Genomic DNA, 20140 nt, shown 5'->3' on the forward strand with positions numbered 1-20140 from the left:
AAGTTGAACTGGAATGCATTTGAAGTCATCCCTGCCTGACACACTCTTTTTATGGTTGGAACCCGGAGATAAGCCCATGCTGCCAACTTCCCTGGTCAGTCATTTAAAGACCGTAGTGCTCAACGGACCTGGAGTTGCAAAATACCGATCTTCCCTGCCCCAGCAGTATCCTTCCATCACGTGGAAGGTGCTGGCCACCGACCCGGTCGAAAGAAATTTCACATCCGACACACCCCGTTATATCTGGTGGTACCGGCCACACCTGGCCACGTATCACTGGGATCCCTACATCTTTTACCAATTGACGGACGGTCTGCATGCTGACCTGACCCTCGCTGTCGAAGAGGTTCCTGGTGAAATGCCTCATATCGCACTTAATCCATTTAACCGGTTAGTTCCGGACTCAAGTCATTTTAATGGCTGGCAGATCCTCCGCCTCGGCCTGATCTCGAAAGATCTGGTGAAAAGCCACCAGTCCGTATTGATGAGCCAGGAACTTTCAACTTCATGGCCGGCAACCTGGGATGTCGCCGGATTACCCCAGCGCAGTTTAAATCCCATTTACGATAAAAGTGCTGTATTCATTGACCGCGATGGCGTCCTGAACCACCGGCTGCCCGGTGATTATGTCAAAAAGCCAGAAGAATTTGAATGGTTGCCTAATACCTGGAAAGCGGTCCGACGTTTGAGTACGCGCTTTGATTATTTGTTCATTGTCACGAATCAGCAGGGCGTCGGAAAAGGATTGATGTCCGGAGCCGACCTCGATGTTATCCATATGCAAATGCTGGAGGAATTACAGAATTCCAAGGCAAGGGTTGACGGTATTTATCAATGTATTGGTCTTAGTTTCGAAAATCCACCCTGCCGCAAACCCAATACAGGCATGGCCTGGGAAGCAAAGGAAGCATTCCCGGATTTCAGCTGGTCCAGGTCCTGGATGGCCGGAGATACCCTCTCGGACCTAACTTTCGGCTTACGGTTGGGTATGCGCGTTGGCGCCATCATGGATCATGCCAATAGCGGGGAAGCCTTGCTGGCAGACCGTGTATGCCCGGACCTGTATGCTTTCGCCCGTTCATTTAAGAGCAACGGATAGCTTCCATTTAGGAAACTCAATTTCTTCAGAACCCATGGTCGGGGAATTGGCTGGCAACCCTATTTATGCGAAGCATTCCAATGCTTCGTGACTTCTTGTAAATTTGCCCCCGTCAAACGAGCGCATGACTTATTCGATCAAAGAGATTTATTATACCCTGCAAGGTGAAGGAGCCCAAACCGGCAGGCCGGCAGTATTCTGCCGATTCGCCGGATGCAATCTCTGGAGCGGCCGCCAGGAAGACCGTGAAAAAGCCATATGCCGTTTTTGCGATACCGATTTCTGGGGTACGGATGGGGTGCGGGGTGGCAAGTACAAGGCTCAAAAACTGGCATCGGTCATTGCCGGCCTCTGGCCGGTAGGACAACCCAACCGGTACGTCGTCTGTACCGGTGGCGAACCATTGTTGCAGTTGGATGCCGAGTTAATCGAAGCATTGCATGCTGAACAATTTGAAGTGGCGATTGAAACCAATGGGACCGTCCCGGTTCCGGAAGGGGTCGATTGGGTCTGTGTAAGCCCCAAAGCCGGCAGCGAACTGGTCGTCAGGCAGGGTAACGAACTCAAGCTCGTTTACCCGCAGCCGGGCGCTGAGCCTGAGCGCTTTGCCTATCTTGATTTCGATACCTTTTATCTTCAACCCATGGACAGCGCCCGGCGCGATGCCAATACACAGGCAGCCATTCGATATTGCAGTGAGCATCCCCAGTGGCGATTGAGCATCCAGACGCACAAGTATTTAGGCATAGACTAAATTATTCCCTTATTTTACGAATGGTTGAATTGAGGATTCAACTTTTACACATTATTAAAGAACACAATATGTCTAACACCTTTAAACTTCTTCTCTTCACCCTATTTATAGCCGGCTTACCAAAGGCAGGTCAAAGTCAAAAGCTGATCGAGGCGGTACAATTGCAGCATTCCAGCGCTGCAGAGATCAATATCCTGATCCAGCTTACCGGCGATACCACCAGAGCCTTATACGGTGTTACCTCGTACGCCATACGCTACAGCACCACCAATGCACAGGGTATGCCGGATACTGCCAGCGGGTTTGTAGCATTTCCGGATGCCGGCGAAGTTGCCTATCCCGTTCTTTTTTATCAGCATGGCACTGCGTCCAGCCGGCAGGATGTGCCTTCGCGCAACAGTGGAGAAGCGCTCCTGGCAACCATAGCCTCGTCATTGGGATACATCACCATTGCGGCAGATTATCAGGGACTGGGTGACTCGCGGGGCTTTCACCCCTATCTGCATGCCCGGTCCGAAGCCAGCTATGCCAGGGATTTATTCCTGTCCATCCTGCCCTTCATGGAACAAGAGTCGGTGAAGGCTAATCATCAGGTATTCATTACCGGCTATTCGCAGGGAGGTCATGCTGCCATGGCCTTGCACCGCGACTTACAGGAGGATCCGTTGCCCGAATCCTACGAGGTGATAGCGGCGGCTCCTATGTCCGGGCCCTATTCCGTTTCGGGCGAGATGCTCCGGCGGGTGATGAGCCAGGAACCCTACAATTATCCCGGCTATGCTATCTATACCCTGCTCGGGTACAACGCTGTCTACCACCTGTACGACAGCCTGCCCCAGGTGTTAAAAGCGCCATACATCCCGGCTGCACAGGCATTTGCCCGGGAAGAAATCAACATGAACAATCTGCACCAGCAATTATTGACCATCCTGATGCAGGAAACTGGGTCCACCGTAGCTGCAGACCTGTTTCAAGACTCCATCATCAGTGGTTTGCATGAGCCCGATAATCCGTTCCTCCTTGCCCTGGAAGCCAATGACACGTATGATTGGGCGCCGGATGTACCCACCCGGTTGGTGTATTGCATGAACGACGATCAGGTGATCTATACCAATGCATTGCTGGCTGACTCGGTGATGCAGTCCAATGGAGCCAGTGACGTAGCAGCAATCGATGTCTACCCGGAAGGTGACCATGGCGCCTGCGTATTGCCCGCAGTGAAGTACACGATAGACTTCTTCAATCAGTATCGTGAGACATCTTCACGCTATGAAACATTCTGGGATCAGGGCACCATCTACCCCAATCCGGCTCAAAGAGCTGTTACCCTGACCGGATTGCCGATGGGAAGTGTTTTAACCCTGCACAATGGGTTAGGTCAGGAGATCCTGCACCAGGCAATACCAGGTGATCGCATACAGCTCCAATTGCCGGAATTATCCAATGGGGTTTATTGGATAACCATTGCAGGCCACCAGGGTCAGGCCACTAAAAAGCTCCTGATCATGCAAAATCCATGACCATAAGGATCATGAATTATAGCAATGCCATAATGCAACCTGAAGCCGAATAAAATTCCCGGTTGCCGGAATGAACTCCTGGCAGCAATTCTTAAGATGGAGTGGATATCCCCACGAATTCCGGGGCTAGAATTGCATCCTATTCTTCGTTGAAGGGCTTCTCATTTGACCCACTTGGCTCCTGTTTGAAGAAATTTTCAAGAACTCTGATATCGAAGAAAAACAATCCATTCCGTTCGTCGATTTTCCAATTTTGCAATCTGCAATTTTCTTAAATTTCTTTAGGTATTTCAGAGTATCCCTTCAGGTGATTAAGACTACTGTCAGAACCATCCATAAAGGATATAACCTGACCTAAATGATCACCAAATAAACCAAATATGAATGCAAACCTCTTTGCCGGTCTATCCATCCTCTGTACGGTTATGGTCAATGTGCAACAAATGGATGCACAAGCCGAATCGATCGATTCGATGCTTATCCACCGTGAAATCACGAAATGGGAAGGACTGAAAACCGCCAATTTTGACCTTCACCCGGAATGGTTCATTGCAGAATTGACATCCATTGGTTATTTGCCTGACGGCAGCGTCTACAAATCGGGTGAAGAACAGACTCACGAATCCGGTTCATTACTTGAGCCTGAAAAGTATCCGCCTGCAGACTTCAAACTTTCCAGCTTCAAGGTCATCCATGCCGGCCCGCAAGTCTGTATTGTTACTTACCAGGCAGATGGTCCCCTCCAGCTCTATGCCACCACCGTCTGGCAGCTGATGGATGATGAATGGAAGACCATCTTCTATCAGGCTACCCGGTATAAGATGTAAAAGGTTAGTCAATAACAGGTACTACATCCTGACCAAGGTTTCCTGTGGCAGTGGGGATTGGTATGCGGGTAACAGTCCGGACCGGCGGAAAGGCCGCCAGTCTTTTTAAAATTCATGTTATCTTACTGCTGCCAATCAACTGTTATTAGTCCGTACATGAATCATCGACCGACTCTTGCCTTACCGCTCGTATTTATAGTGGCTGCATCCTGTTTGCTCATCAGTAGCTGTGGAAAACCGGAGAAGAAGAAACCGAATGTGCTATTCATTTCCATCGATGACTTAAGACCGGATATAGGTGTTTACGACAACCCATTGATTCATACTCCCAATCTGGATGCCCTGGCAGCCGATGGCATGGTTTTTCGGCAGGCTTACTGCCAGGCAGCGGTCTGTGCGCCTTCCCGGGCCAGCCTGATGACCGGTTTACGCCCCGACTCCACCCGGGTATGGCACCTGGGTGATAAATTCAGGGAACTCCACCCGGATATCGTTACCATGCCGCAATATTTCCACCAGTTCGGTTACCATACGGTGAACATCGGTAAGATATTCCACAACTACATGCCGGATTCTATTTCCTGGGATGAGCCGGATCTGCGTCCCGCCCAATTTGCCCGACCGGAGTGGCTGAAGCGTGATGGGGAAACGTTTTACGTAAACGAAGAAACGCAACGCAAACAAAAAATCAAGCGGGACTCACTCGTCCAGATACGGCCCAATTATTACGCCGACGGATACAACAACGGCCCTGCCTGGGAAGCCGAGGATGTCGATGACACCCTGTATTACGATGGGGCCCAGGCTGTGCTGGCGATGCGCACCCTGGACCGGCTGGCTAAACAAGACCAGCCTTTTTATCTGGGTATGGGATTCTTCCGGCCGCACCTCCCTTTTGCTGCGCCGAAAAAATACTGGGATTTGTACGATCGCAATGCCATTCCCCTGGCAACCAATCCATTCATCCCCGAGAATGCGCCAGTGATGTCGATGAATTCGATGTACGAGCTGCGGGTATATGACGGTTTCTCTTACCTCATACACCCTTCCGTATCCAATATTTCCGAAGACACCGCCCGCACTTTGAAGCACGGTTACTATGCCAGTGTCAGCTATGTGGATGCCCAGGTGGGTAAACTGATCCAGAAGTTAAAAGACCTGGGTATTTACGACAATACCATCATCATCGTGTGGGGTGATCACGGGTGGAAACTCGGTGAGCATCACTCCTGGTGCAAGCAGACCAATTATGCCGTGGATCTCCAGGTTCCGCTTATCCTGGCGAGCCCGGATCAGCCTAACCGGGGCAAGCAAACCTTTGCCCTTACCGAGCTCGTGGATTTATTTCCTTCGCTTTGTGATCTGGCCGGCATTCCCAAACCTGGCTACCTGGAAGGAACCAGTTTCGTTCCTTTATTGGAGAATCCCGATCAGCCCTGGAAGGACGCCGTTTTCAGCCAGTTCCACCGCCGGCCACGCATATCACCGGACGGAGGGCGCTACATGGGCTATTCCATCAAAACCAAAGACCACCACTACATCGAGTGGTACCAATGGAATGCGGAAACCGGTATGCGGGGTGATTCGGTCACCTGTGAATTGTACGATAGCGTGGAAGATCCGAACGAAAACGTAAACATAGCCATGAAACAACCCGCGCTTGCAGCCCGGATATCCAGAGAATTAAAAGCCGGATGGCATGGATGGAATATCCCTACACAATAAGCTGCCTATGAAATATCATCTTCCTGCCTATGCATTGGCACTCTTCCTTGTATTGGCATGCTTCAATCCGGTTAAGAGTCAGGCTCATTCTGATGGCCAGCTCTATGCAGATATCAATTATGGAGGCGATACCAATGTCTATCACCGTATGGATATTTATGTACCCGACGATGACAAAGCGATCCATCCGGTCATCATTGTCGTGTACGGCAGCGCCTTTTTTGGCAACAACCTGAAAGCCACAGGCTTTGAGACGCTGGGCCAACCATTATTGAATGCCGGTTATGCTGTGGTTGCCGTTAACCACCGGTCCAGTCGCGATGGTTTATTTCCAGCTCAAATTCACGACCTGAAAGGAGCCATCCGCTATTTACGGGCGAATGCAAATAAGTATCATGTTGACCCATCCTTTATAGGCATTACCGGCTACTCTTCCGGAGGGCACCTTTCATCCATAGCCGGCACGACTGGTAACCAGCAGTCATTTGAACTGGATGGTCGGACCATAGATCTGGAAGGTTCGATCGGTGGAAATGCCGGCTATTCCAGCAAGGTCGATGCCGTGGTGGATTGGTTCGGACCCACTGATTTCCTGATCATGGATTCCTGCGGAAGCGAGATGGTCCACAATGCCCCCGACTCACCGGAGTCCCAGCTGGTCGGCGGGGCTATCCAGGACAACCGCTCACGCTGTCAGATGGCAAACCCGGCCACGTATGTTGATAAAACAGATCCTCCTTTTCTGATCCTGCATGGTGACCAGGACCCGTTGGTTCCGTGGTGTGAAAGTGAGATTCTTTATCAGGCTTTGCTGAACGAAAATGTACCGGCAGAATTTATAAAAATTAAGGGCGGAGGTCATGGGCCCGGCGTGATTATCCCAGAGCATTTACAGCGGATGGTTGAGTTCTTCGATGTACAACGTCAGAAATAATAATGCCAACCAAAAGGACTAGTTACAGGATTTGTGATCAACGGGAAATAAGTAATCAAATTCCAAATGGTCCTCCTCCTATAGCTGAGTACTAACCACCGCCTACTTAATTATACCGGATCGTGTCCATATAAAAAGGCTTGATGCTGTCCAGTTCATACAGCGTGACCAGACACTGCGGATCGGCAGCCTGCCAGTCCAATTGCAGCGTAGCCATGTTCTTTTGCCCCAGGACAGGACCTTCCCGGTACTGATTCGGCTCATTGACTTCGGTGTACGAGTGGGTCAGCCCTGAAGCCGTCACTTCGTATAGCGGCCAGGACTGGTGGGGCAAATCTTTGCGGGCAATCTCAGTGATGTGCCGGTCACCCGATAACAGGATTACCGGATGGGAAGCCAGGCTGTCGATGAGATTCAGCAGCCGCTGATGCGCCCGGGGAAAATTAGCCCACTTCTCAAAATACTGTTCCTCCTGCAGAAACTGGTAGCCCCCGCCGATCAATGCCAGCTCCCAGGTGCTATCCTGCAATTGTTGTGCCAGCCATTGCCATTGTTCCTCACCCAGGATATCACCTTCTTCATTGACCTCATAGCGCTGAGGACCTGTCCCGGAAGGCTCGAGTGCATCCCGGAAATAGCGGGTATCCAGCAACAACACCTTCACTGGGTGACCATCGCTGTTCAAGGTATAGTCCTGGTAAATACCGGTGTGATGCCGAACCGGGGCGTCGGCTGGTATATCCAGAAAATCAAGCATCAATTCTTTACTGGTGTCTTTAAATGCAAATTCCTTGCCGCCGTCATTGATCCCAAAATCGTGGTCGTCCCAAATACCGATGATGGGCACTTGCTGCCGGAATACGGCATAATGGGGATTGCTCTTCTGCTTGTTATACATGGCAGCCATCGCAGCACGATCATCGGTATCGGCATAAATATTATCCCCCAACCAAATCCACAGATCCGGATGCAGCGATCCGATCCGGTCCCAATAATCCTGAGCCAGATTCTGCCGGTTACAGGACCCGAACGCGATGAGGTGGACATTGTCTTTTACATCCTGAACACTGGTTTCAACAGCTTCGTTAACCGGTTTGCGGCACGCAGAAGTCCATAATAAAGCAACAAGCAGGAATAGTATGGCAGCATGGACACTTCGCATCATTGGCTGATTTTGCAGCTAAAATACAAGGTGGCAGGTTGTTCGGGCTATTTGGTTGGCCAAAAAGAATTATTCTTAAGACGAATGATCCTATTGTAGCCGGGTAAACCTTGTCAGTTGCTTCATGGCATGCATCAACGTTGTGTAAACGTACCCCGGTTCACGCTGATGCCATTCCACATTGGAATTATTGACAGGGGGCTCTCCGGAGTCACTTTTCTCATAGATCCACCACAAATTTCCCCAGGAATCTTGTATCCGGGCCAGTTTCAGTCCATGGTAAAACGGGCTCACCTCTGTGATCACTTTTGCTCCGCAGGCGACTACTTTCTGCAAGGTCATTGCAGCATCCTGAACATAGACCTGCAGGAATGCCGGTGTGAACGGCCAGTCCTCCTTGGAGTCCGCTATCAGTAACATGGCATTACCTACCTGTATTTCAGCGTGTATAAGGCTTCCATCCCGGTCCAGAGTGCGGTTGGATCTGTTTTCCACGCCTTCAAATACAAAGACCGCAAAATCAATAAATTGATCGGCTCCACCTTTGATGAGAATAAAGGGATTGACTGTATTGTAATGAGGAATTTGCACGGCATCTGATTGCATAATAAATAGATATAATTCAATGCAGGGTAACGGCCTTGAATCGTCTGCCTGGTGCCAGCCGGCCCAAAACCGTTACCTTGGTTTTATTGGTCAGGATATATCCTGAATCACTGTTTACGAAGCGACTGCTGCAGCCCTGGCCCGCATCTCATCACCACTTGGCCCGTAACTTCCCGGGATCGGCACATCGAGGAGCCGAAGGTATACCCCCATCTGTGCCCGGTGATGAACGATCTGGCAAAAGGTGTGGCGGATAAACTCGAGTTTATTGCTGCGTTGCAAGATCACATCTCCCCGCCGCAACGTCCATTCGCCTTCCAGCTCATCCTCCTGAGCTTCCTTGAGTGCGTTCAGGCCGTCCTGTAACTTGGCCTCAAAGAATTCCAGTAAATCGTCGGTATTGTCGTAGGTCGTAGCCTGATAAGGGTTGTTTTCAAAGTCCAGTTCCGGTGTATTCAGGATCATGTCCACCCAACCCGGCAGTTCTGCGATGTGATTGGACAACCGTTCGATGGTCATGCTAAGCTCATGTGGCTGCCAGTCGAATTTGTCGTTGGGTATCCGCGATAGCATTTTACGGGTGGTAACCGCTTCCTGTTCCATTTCTTTTGCAAGGATTTCTAATAGTTTCATTTCTTTTTATTTTAAGTTCACTTGCAAAGAAAGGCGGATGAATGACAGCCCTATGTCAGGAGCTTTTTACTTTTTTTTGCCTGACAATCATTTTTTCTGCCATATCCACCATATGATCGATTAGTTCCGGCGGTTCCATAACCGAAGCAAATGGTGCCATTTGCATCAACCAATGCGCAATGCGGTATATGCCGCTGACCATAAATGTCATCTCAACCAGCTCCCCGGACACATGTTCCAGGATCAGTCCCTGTTTGTATTTCTCTTCCCGGAAATAATGGACAATGGACTTGTCTATCTGGACGACCACCCGGACGAGGCGTTCTTTACGTTGCAACTGTTCGAGGTAGGTCTTTAGCGTGGGGTGGTGGTGCAAATACTTCTTACCGGTATCCCGGATGATCAGGATGCGATCCAGCCGGAAGGTGCGGTAAGCCTGACGCAACTGACAGTAAGCGATCAGATACCAGTATTCATGCGAAAAATAAATGCCTACCGGTTCAATGTCCCGCTCGCTGTATTCCTGTTTTTGGATCGTGCTGTACTGAATGTGGATGACCTGTTCAGCTGCAATGCTGGCCAGGATCTTCTGGAGAATGTTATCCGGTTGATCTTCAACGCTGCCGGACCTTCGGAAACTTCGGATGGCAATGTTATCGTCGATGTTTTCCAGCGTATTCTTTTCAGGAATGCGCAGGACCGACCGGATTTTGATCATGGCGGACTGAATCTGTGCGCTGTTGTGCTGGTCGGTGGACGTTTGTGCCATTTTCTCGGCGACCAGCAGGGCCATGGCTTCTTCCTGGGTAAACATCACAGGGGGCAACCGGTATCCTTCCATAATGGAGTAGCCTACCCCTGCTTCACCATTGATAGGAACACCTGCTTCAATAAGTGCCCGGACGTCCCGGTACACCGTCCGTAAGGAGATGTCAAAACGCCGAGCGATCTCTTCTGCTTTGACCAATCGCCGGGATTGCAGATGGGTTAAGATGGCGGTAAGCCGATCGATGCGGTTCATGTGTCTCTTGTGTGATCTAAAAATACACAATCGGACACAGGATTCAAGTCAACCGAACCCAAACCTGTATCCACTGGCTTTCACCAAAGCTGTTATTGCCGGCCTTTACCCGGGTATCCTGAGCCGGGGTTTCCCGGACCTCCCCAGGGTCGCACTTCTTTGGCACGGAATGTCTCTTCTGCAGTCTGGGATCCGGTCAATTTAACGGTTTCACCTGGCTCCAGGGTGAGGACCGGAGCTATGAAGGCCCCGTCGATATTCACATGCCAGGTGTTACCCCCAAAGTCAGTGAGTGTCATTTCGTCATTGGTAATGCCCTCAATTTTACCCGCCAACATTCCTTCTTCCGGATGGGACCAGATCAATTGTTTTCGCTCCTGGATACTGGTATAATCAAACCCTGTCCGGTTAAAGGCAGATTCCAGCTTATCGCCACCACCTCCAATAAAAAATGCCGTTCCAAGCAATATGCTTAAAGCCAGATTAGTGGTGACCAGTCGCAAAGGTGAGATTTTATAGCCTCGCCAGGTATTTTTCAGACTGACGAGAGCCAGTACCAGCCCTACAATCATCAATACAATCCAAATAAATGGCAGTATGGCCAGCAACAACTCCAACCTGGAATGAGATATGTGTTTGACGAGGTTGAAATCCGCCTGCTGGATGGCATACAGGATGATGGAAAATGCCATTGCACCCAGTATAATGGATATGCCGAACAATGTCCAGATGATCCCTTCCCTCAGGCGGTAATACCACCGGGAAGTTGGTTTGAGTTGTTGCTCTTTGATTGATTGAATCATTTTATCTGCGGGGTCCATCTGTATTGGTTTTGGTCAACGATTTATTACAGAATTTAGCCATCATCTGACGCGCCCGGTTCAGCCGGGTAGCAACTGTTCCTTCCGGGATCTTCAGTACATCAGAGATCTCCTCGTAATTCATTTCCTCAAAATATTTCAACGTAACAACTTCCTGGTATTTGTCCGGTAGTGCTTGCACAGCCCGCCTCAGCCGGCTCATCCGATCCTCATCAGCATCATCATACTCCAGATCTTCAGCCAGGTCCTCCGGTAGCCGATCATCCCACGTAAGGGTATAAGTCATATCCTGACCATGCTGTTTTCTCCAGGTCGAAATGACGTGATTGTGTACGATCCGGTATAACCAGCTGGATAGTTTAAGGGATGGCTGGTACGCATTCAGGTTTTTCCAGATTTTAATGAAAGCCTCCTGAAGCAGGTCTTCGGCCTCTTCCGGAGTATAGGAAGATATCCTCTGGATGTATTGCAAAAGGCGGGGTCCATACCGCAGGTACAGGCAGGAAAAGTAGTCCACTTGTTCCAGCGACTTGCGGATTATTTCCGCATCCGATAATTCGTCACAATGTGCTCCGGAAAGGATCATGATCGAGTTCTTAACTCCTTTTTAAACCAGGGTAATAAAAAAAGAAGAAGGTAATTTGAACCTTTCAAAGTTACCTTCTTCTAAACAATATCTAAAGAACGAACATCAACCATTTCTACCATTGCGAGATCCGGGATTTCCAGCCGGTCCTTTTGGTCCGTTGTTTCCCTGATTGAGTCCTTGTCCTGTTCCGTCACATTCGCCTGTACCGAGGCCCTGGCCATTGCCATTGCCATTGAAACCGGTACCGTCGCAAAGCCCATCACAAAGGGTTCCACCCCGTTCCATGCCGCTTTCCAGAATAGCAAGGTAAGTCTCCTCATCGAGGTATTGTACCGTATAAGATGCGTCATTCCATCCCAGATTCCGTACGAATGCCCGCAGGTGATTACGGGAACCACGCATCAGTTCATTAAACACGGCAATGACATCTTCATTATCCAGGGTGGTTTTTTCCAACCATACCGCGAGGTCATTCAGGTCCAGGTCTTCGATGGTAGCGCCTACCTGCAGTGCGCTGACCAGACCACCGCCACCCTGCTCGAGCAACTGGCTGTACAATGCGGCCAAATCTTCATTTGCAAATTGTCCCGCTTCCATTCCTGCTACCGGGTCGGCCAGTTCATATTTCGTCAGCAAACATCCGATGGCATCCATGTGTTGCTGTTCGGAACGGATAATATTGGTAAATATCCGCTGGTTGTATTGCTCATTCAGGGCCATGTAAACATCACGTGCCAGTTTCTCCTCCTGCCGCATGAAGGTCAAAGCGGCAATCTCGTCTGCGCTTAATGGGTCTTTGGCATAATTTTCAGTGAGGCAGGTACAAAGTGCTTCGGCATCGATCCCTCCGCGTTGTTCCAGGGTGACCTGATCCGTGACCGGATCTGCCAGGGCTTGCTTTTCACATTGGACGAATGTAACGCCCACTGCCGCTAGCAGTATCATTCCTATTGATTTGAATTTGACTATCGATTTCATAACCTGGTGTTTTAACTATTTTCTGATTGTTATCACCAGGTACTACGCAGGCTGCGAAAATTCCTTTCACTTTTTGAAAAAATATTTTCAAATCTTTTTTCTCTGATATTTCATTCATTTACCGGGTCTGCACTTATCGCTTCAGACTCATTGAGACCCTTCTGTACGTACGCATAGAAAAGCACAAAAGAAAAACCGGCAAGGAGTGCAGCAATGGTCGGTTGTAGTCCGGCCAGCCAGTCGTACAGTCCGTGGAGAACGGCTGCGACAAGGAGCCCGGCAAGAAAGAAGGCCACCTTACGGTCTTTATTCACGGTGGATAGTCCGATGAAATAGGTGAAAATCCCCGCCCAGACGGCATGACAAAACACCAGGGATACTGAACGTAGCAATGTAACGACCATCGCGGACTGGACGCCGGATACCAATCCACCAACTCCATATTCCCTGGTGAGGGAATACGTGGAACTGATGGCATTATTACCATAATTCAGATTCTCAAAAGCAGCGAATCCCAGCCCTGAAAACAAACCAATCACCAGCAACGAACGGAGATCAATGGATGGCTTCACCCATCGGAGCACCATGATCACCGGCAGCGCCTTGCACATCTCCTCCCAGATGCCCACCTGGAATACGTACCCGATCAGTGAAACGACGGGGTTCGACTGGTCTGCCATATTCAGGTAAAAATCGGGGACGATGTAATGGTACAGGAAAAGTAAGAGCCAGATCCCAAAGATACCGGTGAAGAATAACGACCCGATTGCCCAGGTCCAGGATCCCTCATCCTGTATGACAAACTTTTTAAAGATAACCCCCCAGACCAATGCAAAAAACAAGGCAAACAGAGTGAGCTGGGCCTCTGACCGGTCGACCGTAACAATAAGCAGGGGAATCATGCCCAGCAGCGTGATGCCCCAAAAAGTAAAACTGCGTGAAAATCGGGTAAAATTAGCCTGATCCAATGGTAGGATCTCTTCCCGGAAGGAAATAGAATGGAGATCCTGGGCCACCTTTTTACCATGCTTTAAAACCTGGTCCCCGAAGTTTCCTTTGGAATTTGCCATTCCCGGGATCGTGAACGACTGCTGGCATTCACTGCATACGACGGTTCTGCTTTCCGAACTGACCTCATAAGACTGCGCATTCTTACAGTGAGGGCATTGGATCTGGAGCATTTTGCGGTGGTTTTGCTACTAATTTAGTCAGAAGAAATCAGACTGCTATCCGGAAACAATGATTTTGAATCAGGATCGACCGGTTGTCTTCCGGGATATTGTGGAGCGGTCGTCCAAAGGTTTAAGATTGCACATTAAATTTTATCTTGTCCAATAAACCGTACCAGGATGATCGACGTGGATTCCATCCGGATCAACTTTAGTCAGGATCAGCTGACCTTAATGAATATCTGCCTCGGGTTTCTCATGTTTGGTGTTGCCCTGGATATGACGATCGATGATTTCAGGCGCGTGGTCAAATTTCCAAAGAGCACCATGGTGGGTCTGATCTCACAACTGATCCTGCTGCCGATACTCACCATCCTCATCATCAAAGCCTGGGGTCCCGTGCCAAGCATAGCGCTCGGGATGTTGCTGGTTGGGGTATGCCCGGGTGGTAACATCTCCAATTTCGCCACCCATCTGGCAAGAGGCAATGCAGCACTGTCCGTGACCTTGACTTCCATCGTGACGCTGGCTGCGATCTTTGTCACTCCTTTCAGTTTCCAGGGATGGGCTCATTTTCTTCCGGAAACCCAACCCCTGCTCCAACAGATCAAGGTCAACGCCTGGGATATGGTCAAGATTATTTTTCAGTTGATCCTGGTTCCCCTCATCATCGGCATGACCATTCATTATTACCTGCCCGGATTTACTGCCCGCATCAGGGCCTGGGTCAAAAGGCTGTCCCTGCTGATCTTTTTTGGATTCATTGTATTTGCATTGTTGGGGAATATCTCGACCATAAAAAATTACCTGTACATCGTGCTGGGTCTGGTCTTCTTCCACAATTCCCTGGCTATGGTACAGGGATATTATTTTGCGAAACTAAACCGCCTGCCTGAGGCGGATGCCCGGGCCATTTCGCTGGAGACCGGTGTTCAGAACAGCGGATTAGGGCTGGTGCTGATATTCAATTTTTTTCCGGAATTAGGTGGTATGATCCTGGTCGCTGCCTGGTGGGGTGTCTATGACCTCATCTCCAGCTTTCTGGTCGCCAACTATTGGGCGCGTAAGAGGGCTCCGGAGGCAGCTTCTGAAGGATAAAAAACAAATCACCATCAGGCGAAAATTGGAATTTCCTGCGTAAAAAGTGCCATCAGGCCGACTTTCAGTTCGAATGGATTGTTCCATTTTCAGGAATAATTCCCCGGTGGATACATCCCGGCTAACCAAATGCTTAACTTTCTGCCCTAATTCGAAACGGCATGAAATTTCATTGGCTCATTATCCTGTTCCTTGGATCCGTGGTTTCACTCCAGGCCCAGCCCCGCAGTTCTTTTGCCATCCGCACCATCACGGCCGGCATTACGCTGCAACGCGCCGATGACACGACTACTTTATGGGATGCCATTCATTTCCTCCAGAAAGCCCGGGAGCAATACCAATCGGCCGGTTATGTCGTCCAGACTGTGCGGATCACAACGCAACATTTATACCTGCTGCGGCAAGGTGAACCGGAGGGGGATTTTATAGAAAAACTCATGGCCCTCGACCGCATTGCCCAAAAACAAAATATTGTCCTGGGCATGGGCTGGCTGCTTCCCGCAAATACCTATGATGCAACAGCTACCAAAATGGCTACCGACATCATTGAGCAAACCCAGACGATCAGTTTTACACTTCCCATATCAAAACGGGGAGCCGGGATCTATCCCAAATCCATCCGCTCTTCAGCAGAAATTATCCGGGCAATCGCTAAAACCTCAGAAGGCGGAGAGGGCAATTTCCGCTTTGCAGCGCTGGCCAACTGCCCGGGTGGCATTCCCTTTTTTCCTGCCGGATTTCATCAGGGAGAACACAGTTTTGCCATAGGCATGGAAACCCCGAACATTATCAGGGAGGTCTTTTCACACTGTACCTGGGAGGACGCCACCGCGGAGCTTACCAAAGCTATGGAATCCAAACTCCAGCCGGTAGAAACCATTGCCCTGGCAATCAGCCGTCAGTATGGCTGGCCTTACGATGGCATCGACACCTCGCCGGCACCCGGACTGGATGCCAGTATCGGAGAAGCCATTGAAGCCCTCACCCACGAACCTTTTGGATCCGCATCCACGCTGAGCGCCTGCAGTATGATCACCACCACCATCAAGCAACTGGATGTACGCAGGATCGGATATTGCGGTCTGATGCTTCCGGTCATTGAAGACCCCGTACTGGCGCAGCGTGCCAGTGAAAACCGGTATACGGTCCAGGATCTGCTCCTTTTCTCAGCCGTGAGTGGTACCGGGCTCGATGTGATCCCTCTGCCGGGAGAGACGACCGCCGATGAGCTGGAACGCCTCCTGCAGGATGTCGCTGCTCTGTCCCTGAAATACGAAAACAAGGCTTTGTCTGCCCGTCTGTTTCTGATCCCGGGCAAGGTAGCCGGTGAGAAAGTCACCTTCGCAAATCCCTGGCTGACCGGAGTCAGGATCATGCCCATCCGTTGATGGCTTTCAGTCTAAATCCGACTTTGCCCGGCGGGTAAACCAGGCAAATAACGGAAGTCCCAGAAGCAACAATGCACCGCCAAATAAGGCCTGAACGGGCTTCTCCACCAGCATATTGGCGACAAACCAGGTTGATATGGCAATAAAAACCAGCGGAGTTACCGGATACCAGGTGGTACGGTAGGGCCTGGGGATATCTGCCATCGTCCGGCGGAAAATGAAGATACTGATGGCGCCGAGGATCATAAAGATCCAATCCATAAAGACGACGTAGGCGATCAGGTTCTCAAAAGTCTGCCAGAATAAAACCAATACGATTGACCAGGATGACTGCAACAGGATGGCGCGCACCGGCGTGCGGTATTTCGGATGTATATAGGCTAATCCAGGAAAAAAAACCTTGCTTTTGGCCATCGCAAAATAGACCCGTGGAGCACTTAGTGTGTAGATGGAAATGGTTCCGAAAATGGACATGACAATGATCAATGCCACCAGGACACCTCCTATCTTCAGGACCGATTCGACTGCATCGGCGGCTATAGCCCCTGAGCTTGCCATGTTGCTTACCGGCAAGAGATACAGGTAAGCCAGATTGGTCAGGACATACATGGCCGTAACGATCAACGCACCGAATACCATAGCGCGGGGCACATTACGCTGTGGATTTTTAGCTTCACCAGCCAGGAAAGAAGCATGATACCATCCACCATAGGACCACAATACCCCGATCAGCGCTCCTCCAAATGCAGTAAAACTGAACTGATCGATGGCTTCATGCACGGTAGATCCGGTAAATGGGTGCTCGGTGCCCAAGGCCAGGGCAATGGCCACGATAATCAGCATCCCTATCAACTTCAGGCTGGTAAAAACATTGGACACCCATTCGCCCATTTTAACCCCCATAATATTGACGACGGTGAGCAGGATCAGAACCACCACTCCTATCCAGGGCCGAAAAGCATCCGGAAATGGCCATAAGAACTGAAGAAACCGCGCAAAGGCAACACTAAGGGCAGCCAGCGCCCCGGAAGTAACCACCGTCAGGATAACCCATCCATAGAGAAACGCGACCAGCCGCCCGTAGGCAGCCTTCAGGTAGATGAATACGCCGCCGGCATCCTGAAATAAGCCTCCCAGCTCCGCAAAGGTGAGTGCCCCGGTCAGTGAGATCACTCCTCCGACCAACCAGACCAACAAGATTAGGTGGCCATTGCCGAGGTATTGAGCTATTTCTGCCGGCGTGATAAAAATTCCGGAGCCGATGCAGGACCCCACTGCAATCATGGTTAAACTAAAAAGCGTCAGTTCTTTTTTTAAATCCGCCATGAATGTCAATCATTAAGCCAGCAAAAACGTTGTAATTTTAATGTAAACCAGGTTAGGAATTCCCGTAACCCTGATCCGTGTATGACTGCAAACTTAATAAAGCGCTTGGTCTTTTTGATTTATGGCTTGATTAGCGCCACGGTCGGTTACGTACAAAACATCAACTTCGATCTGTTGCAGGGGCAATCTACGGTCAAGATCCCTTTTGAACTCAAACACAATTTCATCATTATCGATGTCCGCCTGAATGGTATCCTGCCACTTCATTTCATATTCGATACCGGAGCCCAGTACACGCTGTTGTTCAAGAAAGAATATTCAGACATTTTGCGTATTCCCTACCTCCGCCGAATCCCCATTCTGGGAGCAGACCTCAGCCAGGAGCTCTATGCTCTGGTCGGCCAAAACATCTCGGTGGACATACCAGGGCGCATCAAGGTCCGCAAGGACATCCTGATCTTCGAAGAAGATTATTTCCAGCTGGATGAATTGACCGGAATCTTCATCGACGGTATTCTTGGGGGAGATGTTTTTAAACATTACATCACCAAGATCGATTACCGGAAGCAGATCCTAACCTTAACCCGGCCTGAGCATTTCCCTGAGCCTGGTCCTCATTATCACCGCATCCCCCTGAGACTGAAAGAAGCCAAGCCGCTGCTTGATGCTACCGTGACCCTGGAGAACAATGCCCGGGTGCCCGTATCACTACTCATGGATACGGGTTCTGGTATCCCCTTACTGATCTACGCCAATACCCACCCGAACCTGAGCATACCGGAAAAAACGATCATAGGGCAATTAGGCAAAGGGCTCGGTGGCTATCTCCTGGGGTATATGGGCCGGATCAAACAGCTGGAACTTCCCACTGACCTTCAGTTCAACAATGTCCTGGCCAGTTTCCAGCGTCTGGACTCCACCAGCCAGGCGTTCACGATAAATAACCATCGCAACGGTATCCTGGGCAACCAGGTACTGCGTCGGTTTGAAGTGATCATCGATTATCCCGACTCCATGCTGTACCTGAAGCCCACACGCACCTACAAACAAAAATTCAATTACGACCGAAGCGGCATGCTGATCTATGCCATCGGCCACAACCTGAAGGATTTTTACGTCAACACGATCATCCCCGGTAGTCCTGCAGAAGAGGCCGGCATCCGGGAGGGCGACCTGATCCTGAAAATCCGGGGCCTGCCTGCGTCACTTTTTGACCTGGCCTCCATCAATCGGATGCTGATGAAGCGGACCGGCAAGAAGATAAAGGTAACCATTGAGCGAAACGGAGTTCGAATGGAGAAGTCCTTCCGGCTCAGAGACCTGATCTAGGAACGGACCACAGCCTACTGCTCTTGGGTAGGCGTTACCCTTCCGGCTTCTTGCCTGGTCCCGCGAAACATTCCATCTGCACCTTATTATATACAGTCCTATGTTAATTTTTTCTTTGCTATTCTGTGAAAAGGTTCTATCTTTGCCCTCCGTTTAACTGGATTGTAAAAACCATCAAATTATGTACGCTATTGTGAACATTGCCGGCCAGCAATTCAAAGTTCAGGAAGGGCAGGAAATTTTTGTGCACCACCTGGGCGGAGAAGCCGGTAGTAAAGTACAATTTGACGAGGTCCTGTTGGTAGACCGTGGTGAGAAAGTAGAGGTGGGAGCACCTTTCCTGCAGGCCAAGGTAGATGCCACTGTCATTGACCACGCAAAAGGAGACAAAGTCATTGTCTTTAAAAAGAAACGCCGTAAAGGCTATCGGGTAAAAAATGGTCACCGCCAGCAGTTTACCAAGATCAAGATCAATTCCATCAACGCATAAAAGCAAACAAGCATGGCTCATAAAAAAGGAGTTGGTAGTACGGACAACGGGCGCGACAGTAAAAGCAAACGCCTGGGTGTAAAATTATTCGGCGGCCAGCTGGCCCTCGCCGGAAACATCATCGTACGTCAACGTGGAACCAAATTTCATCCCGGCAATAACGTGGGTATCGGAAGAGATCATACCTTGTTTGCTCTCTCTGATGGCACCGTCGAATTTGTTACCCGTCGTCTTGACCGGACATTTGTTAACATCATTCCTTTCGAGGAAGTAGCTGAGACTGTTGCCCCGGCAGCCAAGGTGGAAACAGCTCCTAAAGCTGAACCCAAAGCTCCCGCAGCTAAACCAGAACCTGTAGCTGCGCCCAAGGCGGAAGCCAAGGAAGAAGAAGCCTTTGACACAGAAGCAGGCAAAGCCTCTCTGTTAGGCGCCATTGGTACGGCAAGCGCCGACGACAAAGATGATCTGAAAAAGATCAAAGGCGTAGGACCGAAACTGGAGGAGATGTTGAATTCCATCGGAATCTACACGTTCGCTCAGGTCAGTAAAATGACGAAAGCAGAATACGATCTGGTTGACAACCTGATCACTGCATTCAAAGGCCGTGCAGAACGCGACGAATGGGCAGCACAAGCCAAAGAATTAATTGGCTGATTCAGCCCGGAAAGCAT

The 20140-nt window shown here is 50.0% G+C and carries 21 protein-coding genes; 11 read left to right on the forward strand and 10 right to left on the reverse strand.

What is annotated here, in order from left to right; genetic code table 11:
* Positions 1 to 13 precede the first annotated feature (13 nt).
* From H6570_14680 to H6570_14705, 6 genes are all read left to right on the forward strand, one after another.
* Complete coding sequence (locus tag H6570_14680; protein MCB9320524.1) at positions 14 to 1099, forward strand: HAD-IIIA family hydrolase; 1086 nt, start codon at positions 14 to 16, stop codon at positions 1097 to 1099.
* Between the two features lie 124 nt (positions 1100 to 1223).
* Complete coding sequence (gene queE, locus H6570_14685; GenBank protein ID MCB9320525.1) at positions 1224 to 1853, forward strand: 7-carboxy-7-deazaguanine synthase; 630 nt, start codon at positions 1224 to 1226, stop codon at positions 1851 to 1853.
* A gap of 68 nt (positions 1854 to 1921) precedes the next feature.
* Positions 1922 to 3373, forward strand: a complete 1452-nt coding sequence (locus H6570_14690) for a T9SS type A sorting domain-containing protein (protein ID MCB9320526.1) — start codon at positions 1922 to 1924, stop codon at positions 3371 to 3373.
* A gap of 380 nt (positions 3374 to 3753) precedes the next feature.
* A complete protein-coding gene (locus H6570_14695) occupies positions 3754 to 4200 on the forward strand; it encodes a hypothetical protein (GenBank protein ID MCB9320527.1) in 447 nt (148 codons plus the stop codon).
* A 156-nt stretch (positions 4201 to 4356) separates the two neighbouring features.
* Positions 4357 to 5925: a sulfatase gene (locus H6570_14700; protein ID MCB9320528.1), complete on the forward strand. Its 1569-nt coding sequence runs from the start codon at positions 4357 to 4359 to the stop codon at positions 5923 to 5925.
* Between the two features lie 7 nt (positions 5926 to 5932).
* The gene (locus H6570_14705; protein ID MCB9320529.1) at positions 5933 to 6859 is read left to right on the forward strand and encodes an alpha/beta hydrolase; all 927 of its coding nucleotides are present in this window, start codon (positions 5933 to 5935) and stop codon (positions 6857 to 6859) included.
* A gap of 106 nt (positions 6860 to 6965) precedes the next feature.
* Here the strand turns inward: H6570_14705 and H6570_14710 are convergent, their stop codons facing one another.
* From H6570_14710 to H6570_14750, 9 genes are all read right to left on the reverse strand, one after another.
* Positions 6966 to 8024, reverse strand: a complete 1059-nt coding sequence (locus H6570_14710; protein ID MCB9320530.1) for an alkaline phosphatase family protein — start codon at positions 8022 to 8024, stop codon at positions 6966 to 6968.
* Positions 8025 to 8111: 87 nt separating this feature from the next.
* Positions 8112 to 8627, reverse strand: coding sequence for a hypothetical protein (locus H6570_14715; GenBank protein MCB9320531.1), 516 nt, complete (start codon positions 8625 to 8627; stop codon positions 8112 to 8114).
* A 114-nt stretch (positions 8628 to 8741) separates the two neighbouring features.
* Positions 8742 to 9260 carry a DinB family protein gene (locus H6570_14720; protein ID MCB9320532.1) on the reverse strand — a complete coding sequence of 173 codons (519 nt, stop codon included), beginning with the start codon at positions 9258 to 9260 and terminating at the stop codon, positions 8742 to 8744.
* Positions 9261 to 9315: 55 nt separating this feature from the next.
* Positions 9316 to 10281 carry a YafY family transcriptional regulator gene (locus H6570_14725; GenBank protein ID MCB9320533.1) on the reverse strand — a complete coding sequence of 322 codons (966 nt, stop codon included), beginning with the start codon at positions 10279 to 10281 and terminating at the stop codon, positions 9316 to 9318.
* A 92-nt stretch (positions 10282 to 10373) separates the two neighbouring features.
* Complete coding sequence (locus H6570_14730; protein ID MCB9320534.1) at positions 10374 to 11102, reverse strand: hypothetical protein; 729 nt, start codon at positions 11100 to 11102, stop codon at positions 10374 to 10376.
* Positions 11086 to 11688, reverse strand: coding sequence for an RNA polymerase sigma factor (locus H6570_14735; GenBank protein ID MCB9320535.1), 603 nt, complete (start codon positions 11686 to 11688; stop codon positions 11086 to 11088). Before H6570_14735 ends, H6570_14730 begins: the two co-directional genes overlap by 17 nt.
* 105 nt (positions 11689 to 11793) lie before the next feature.
* Positions 11794 to 12636 (reverse strand): DUF2202 domain-containing protein, encoded by an 843-nt coding sequence (locus H6570_14740; protein ID MCB9320536.1) that lies wholly within the window; start codon positions 12634 to 12636, stop codon positions 11794 to 11796.
* The gene (locus H6570_14745; protein ID MCB9320537.1) at positions 12593 to 12787 is read right to left on the reverse strand and encodes a hypothetical protein; all 195 of its coding nucleotides are present in this window, start codon (positions 12785 to 12787) and stop codon (positions 12593 to 12595) included. Before H6570_14745 ends, H6570_14740 begins: the two co-directional genes overlap by 44 nt.
* On the reverse strand, positions 12780 to 13850 hold the full coding sequence (locus H6570_14750; GenBank protein MCB9320538.1) for a PrsW family intramembrane metalloprotease: 1071 nt from the start codon (positions 13848 to 13850) through the stop codon (positions 12780 to 12782). Before H6570_14750 ends, H6570_14745 begins: the two co-directional genes overlap by 8 nt.
* Before the next feature lie 168 nt (positions 13851 to 14018).
* On the opposite strand from H6570_14750, the gene H6570_14755 reads away from it, so the two are divergent.
* Complete coding sequence (locus H6570_14755; protein ID MCB9320539.1) at positions 14019 to 14936, forward strand: bile acid:sodium symporter family protein; 918 nt, start codon at positions 14019 to 14021, stop codon at positions 14934 to 14936.
* 161 nt (positions 14937 to 15097) lie between these two features.
* Positions 15098 to 16324, forward strand: a complete 1227-nt coding sequence (locus tag H6570_14760) for a DUF711 family protein (protein ID MCB9320540.1) — start codon at positions 15098 to 15100, stop codon at positions 16322 to 16324.
* 6 nt (positions 16325 to 16330) lie between these two features.
* Here H6570_14760 and H6570_14765 read toward each other — a convergent pair whose 3' ends face one another.
* On the reverse strand, positions 16331 to 17650 hold the full coding sequence (locus H6570_14765; protein ID MCB9320541.1) for an amino acid permease: 1320 nt from the start codon (positions 17648 to 17650) through the stop codon (positions 16331 to 16333).
* A gap of 81 nt (positions 17651 to 17731) precedes the next feature.
* On the opposite strand from H6570_14765, the gene H6570_14770 reads away from it, so the two are divergent.
* The 3 genes from H6570_14770 to rpmA all read left to right on the forward strand — a co-directional run bounded on the left by H6570_14770 (position 17732) and on the right by rpmA (position 20123).
* Complete coding sequence (locus H6570_14770; GenBank protein MCB9320542.1) at positions 17732 to 18979, forward strand: aspartyl protease family protein; 1248 nt, start codon at positions 17732 to 17734, stop codon at positions 18977 to 18979.
* Between the two features lie 181 nt (positions 18980 to 19160).
* Positions 19161 to 19469, forward strand: coding sequence for a 50S ribosomal protein L21 (gene rplU / locus H6570_14775; GenBank protein MCB9320543.1), 309 nt, complete (start codon positions 19161 to 19163; stop codon positions 19467 to 19469).
* Positions 19470 to 19481: 12 nt separating this feature from the next.
* Entirely contained in the window at positions 19482 to 20123 is a 642-nt protein-coding gene (gene rpmA, locus H6570_14780; GenBank protein MCB9320544.1) for a 50S ribosomal protein L27, read from the forward strand.
* The last annotated feature ends 17 nt before the right edge of the window (positions 20124 to 20140 follow it).

Source organism: Lewinellaceae bacterium (assembly GCA_020636135.1).
GTDB lineage: Bacteria > Bacteroidota > Bacteroidia > Chitinophagales > Saprospiraceae > JAGQXC01.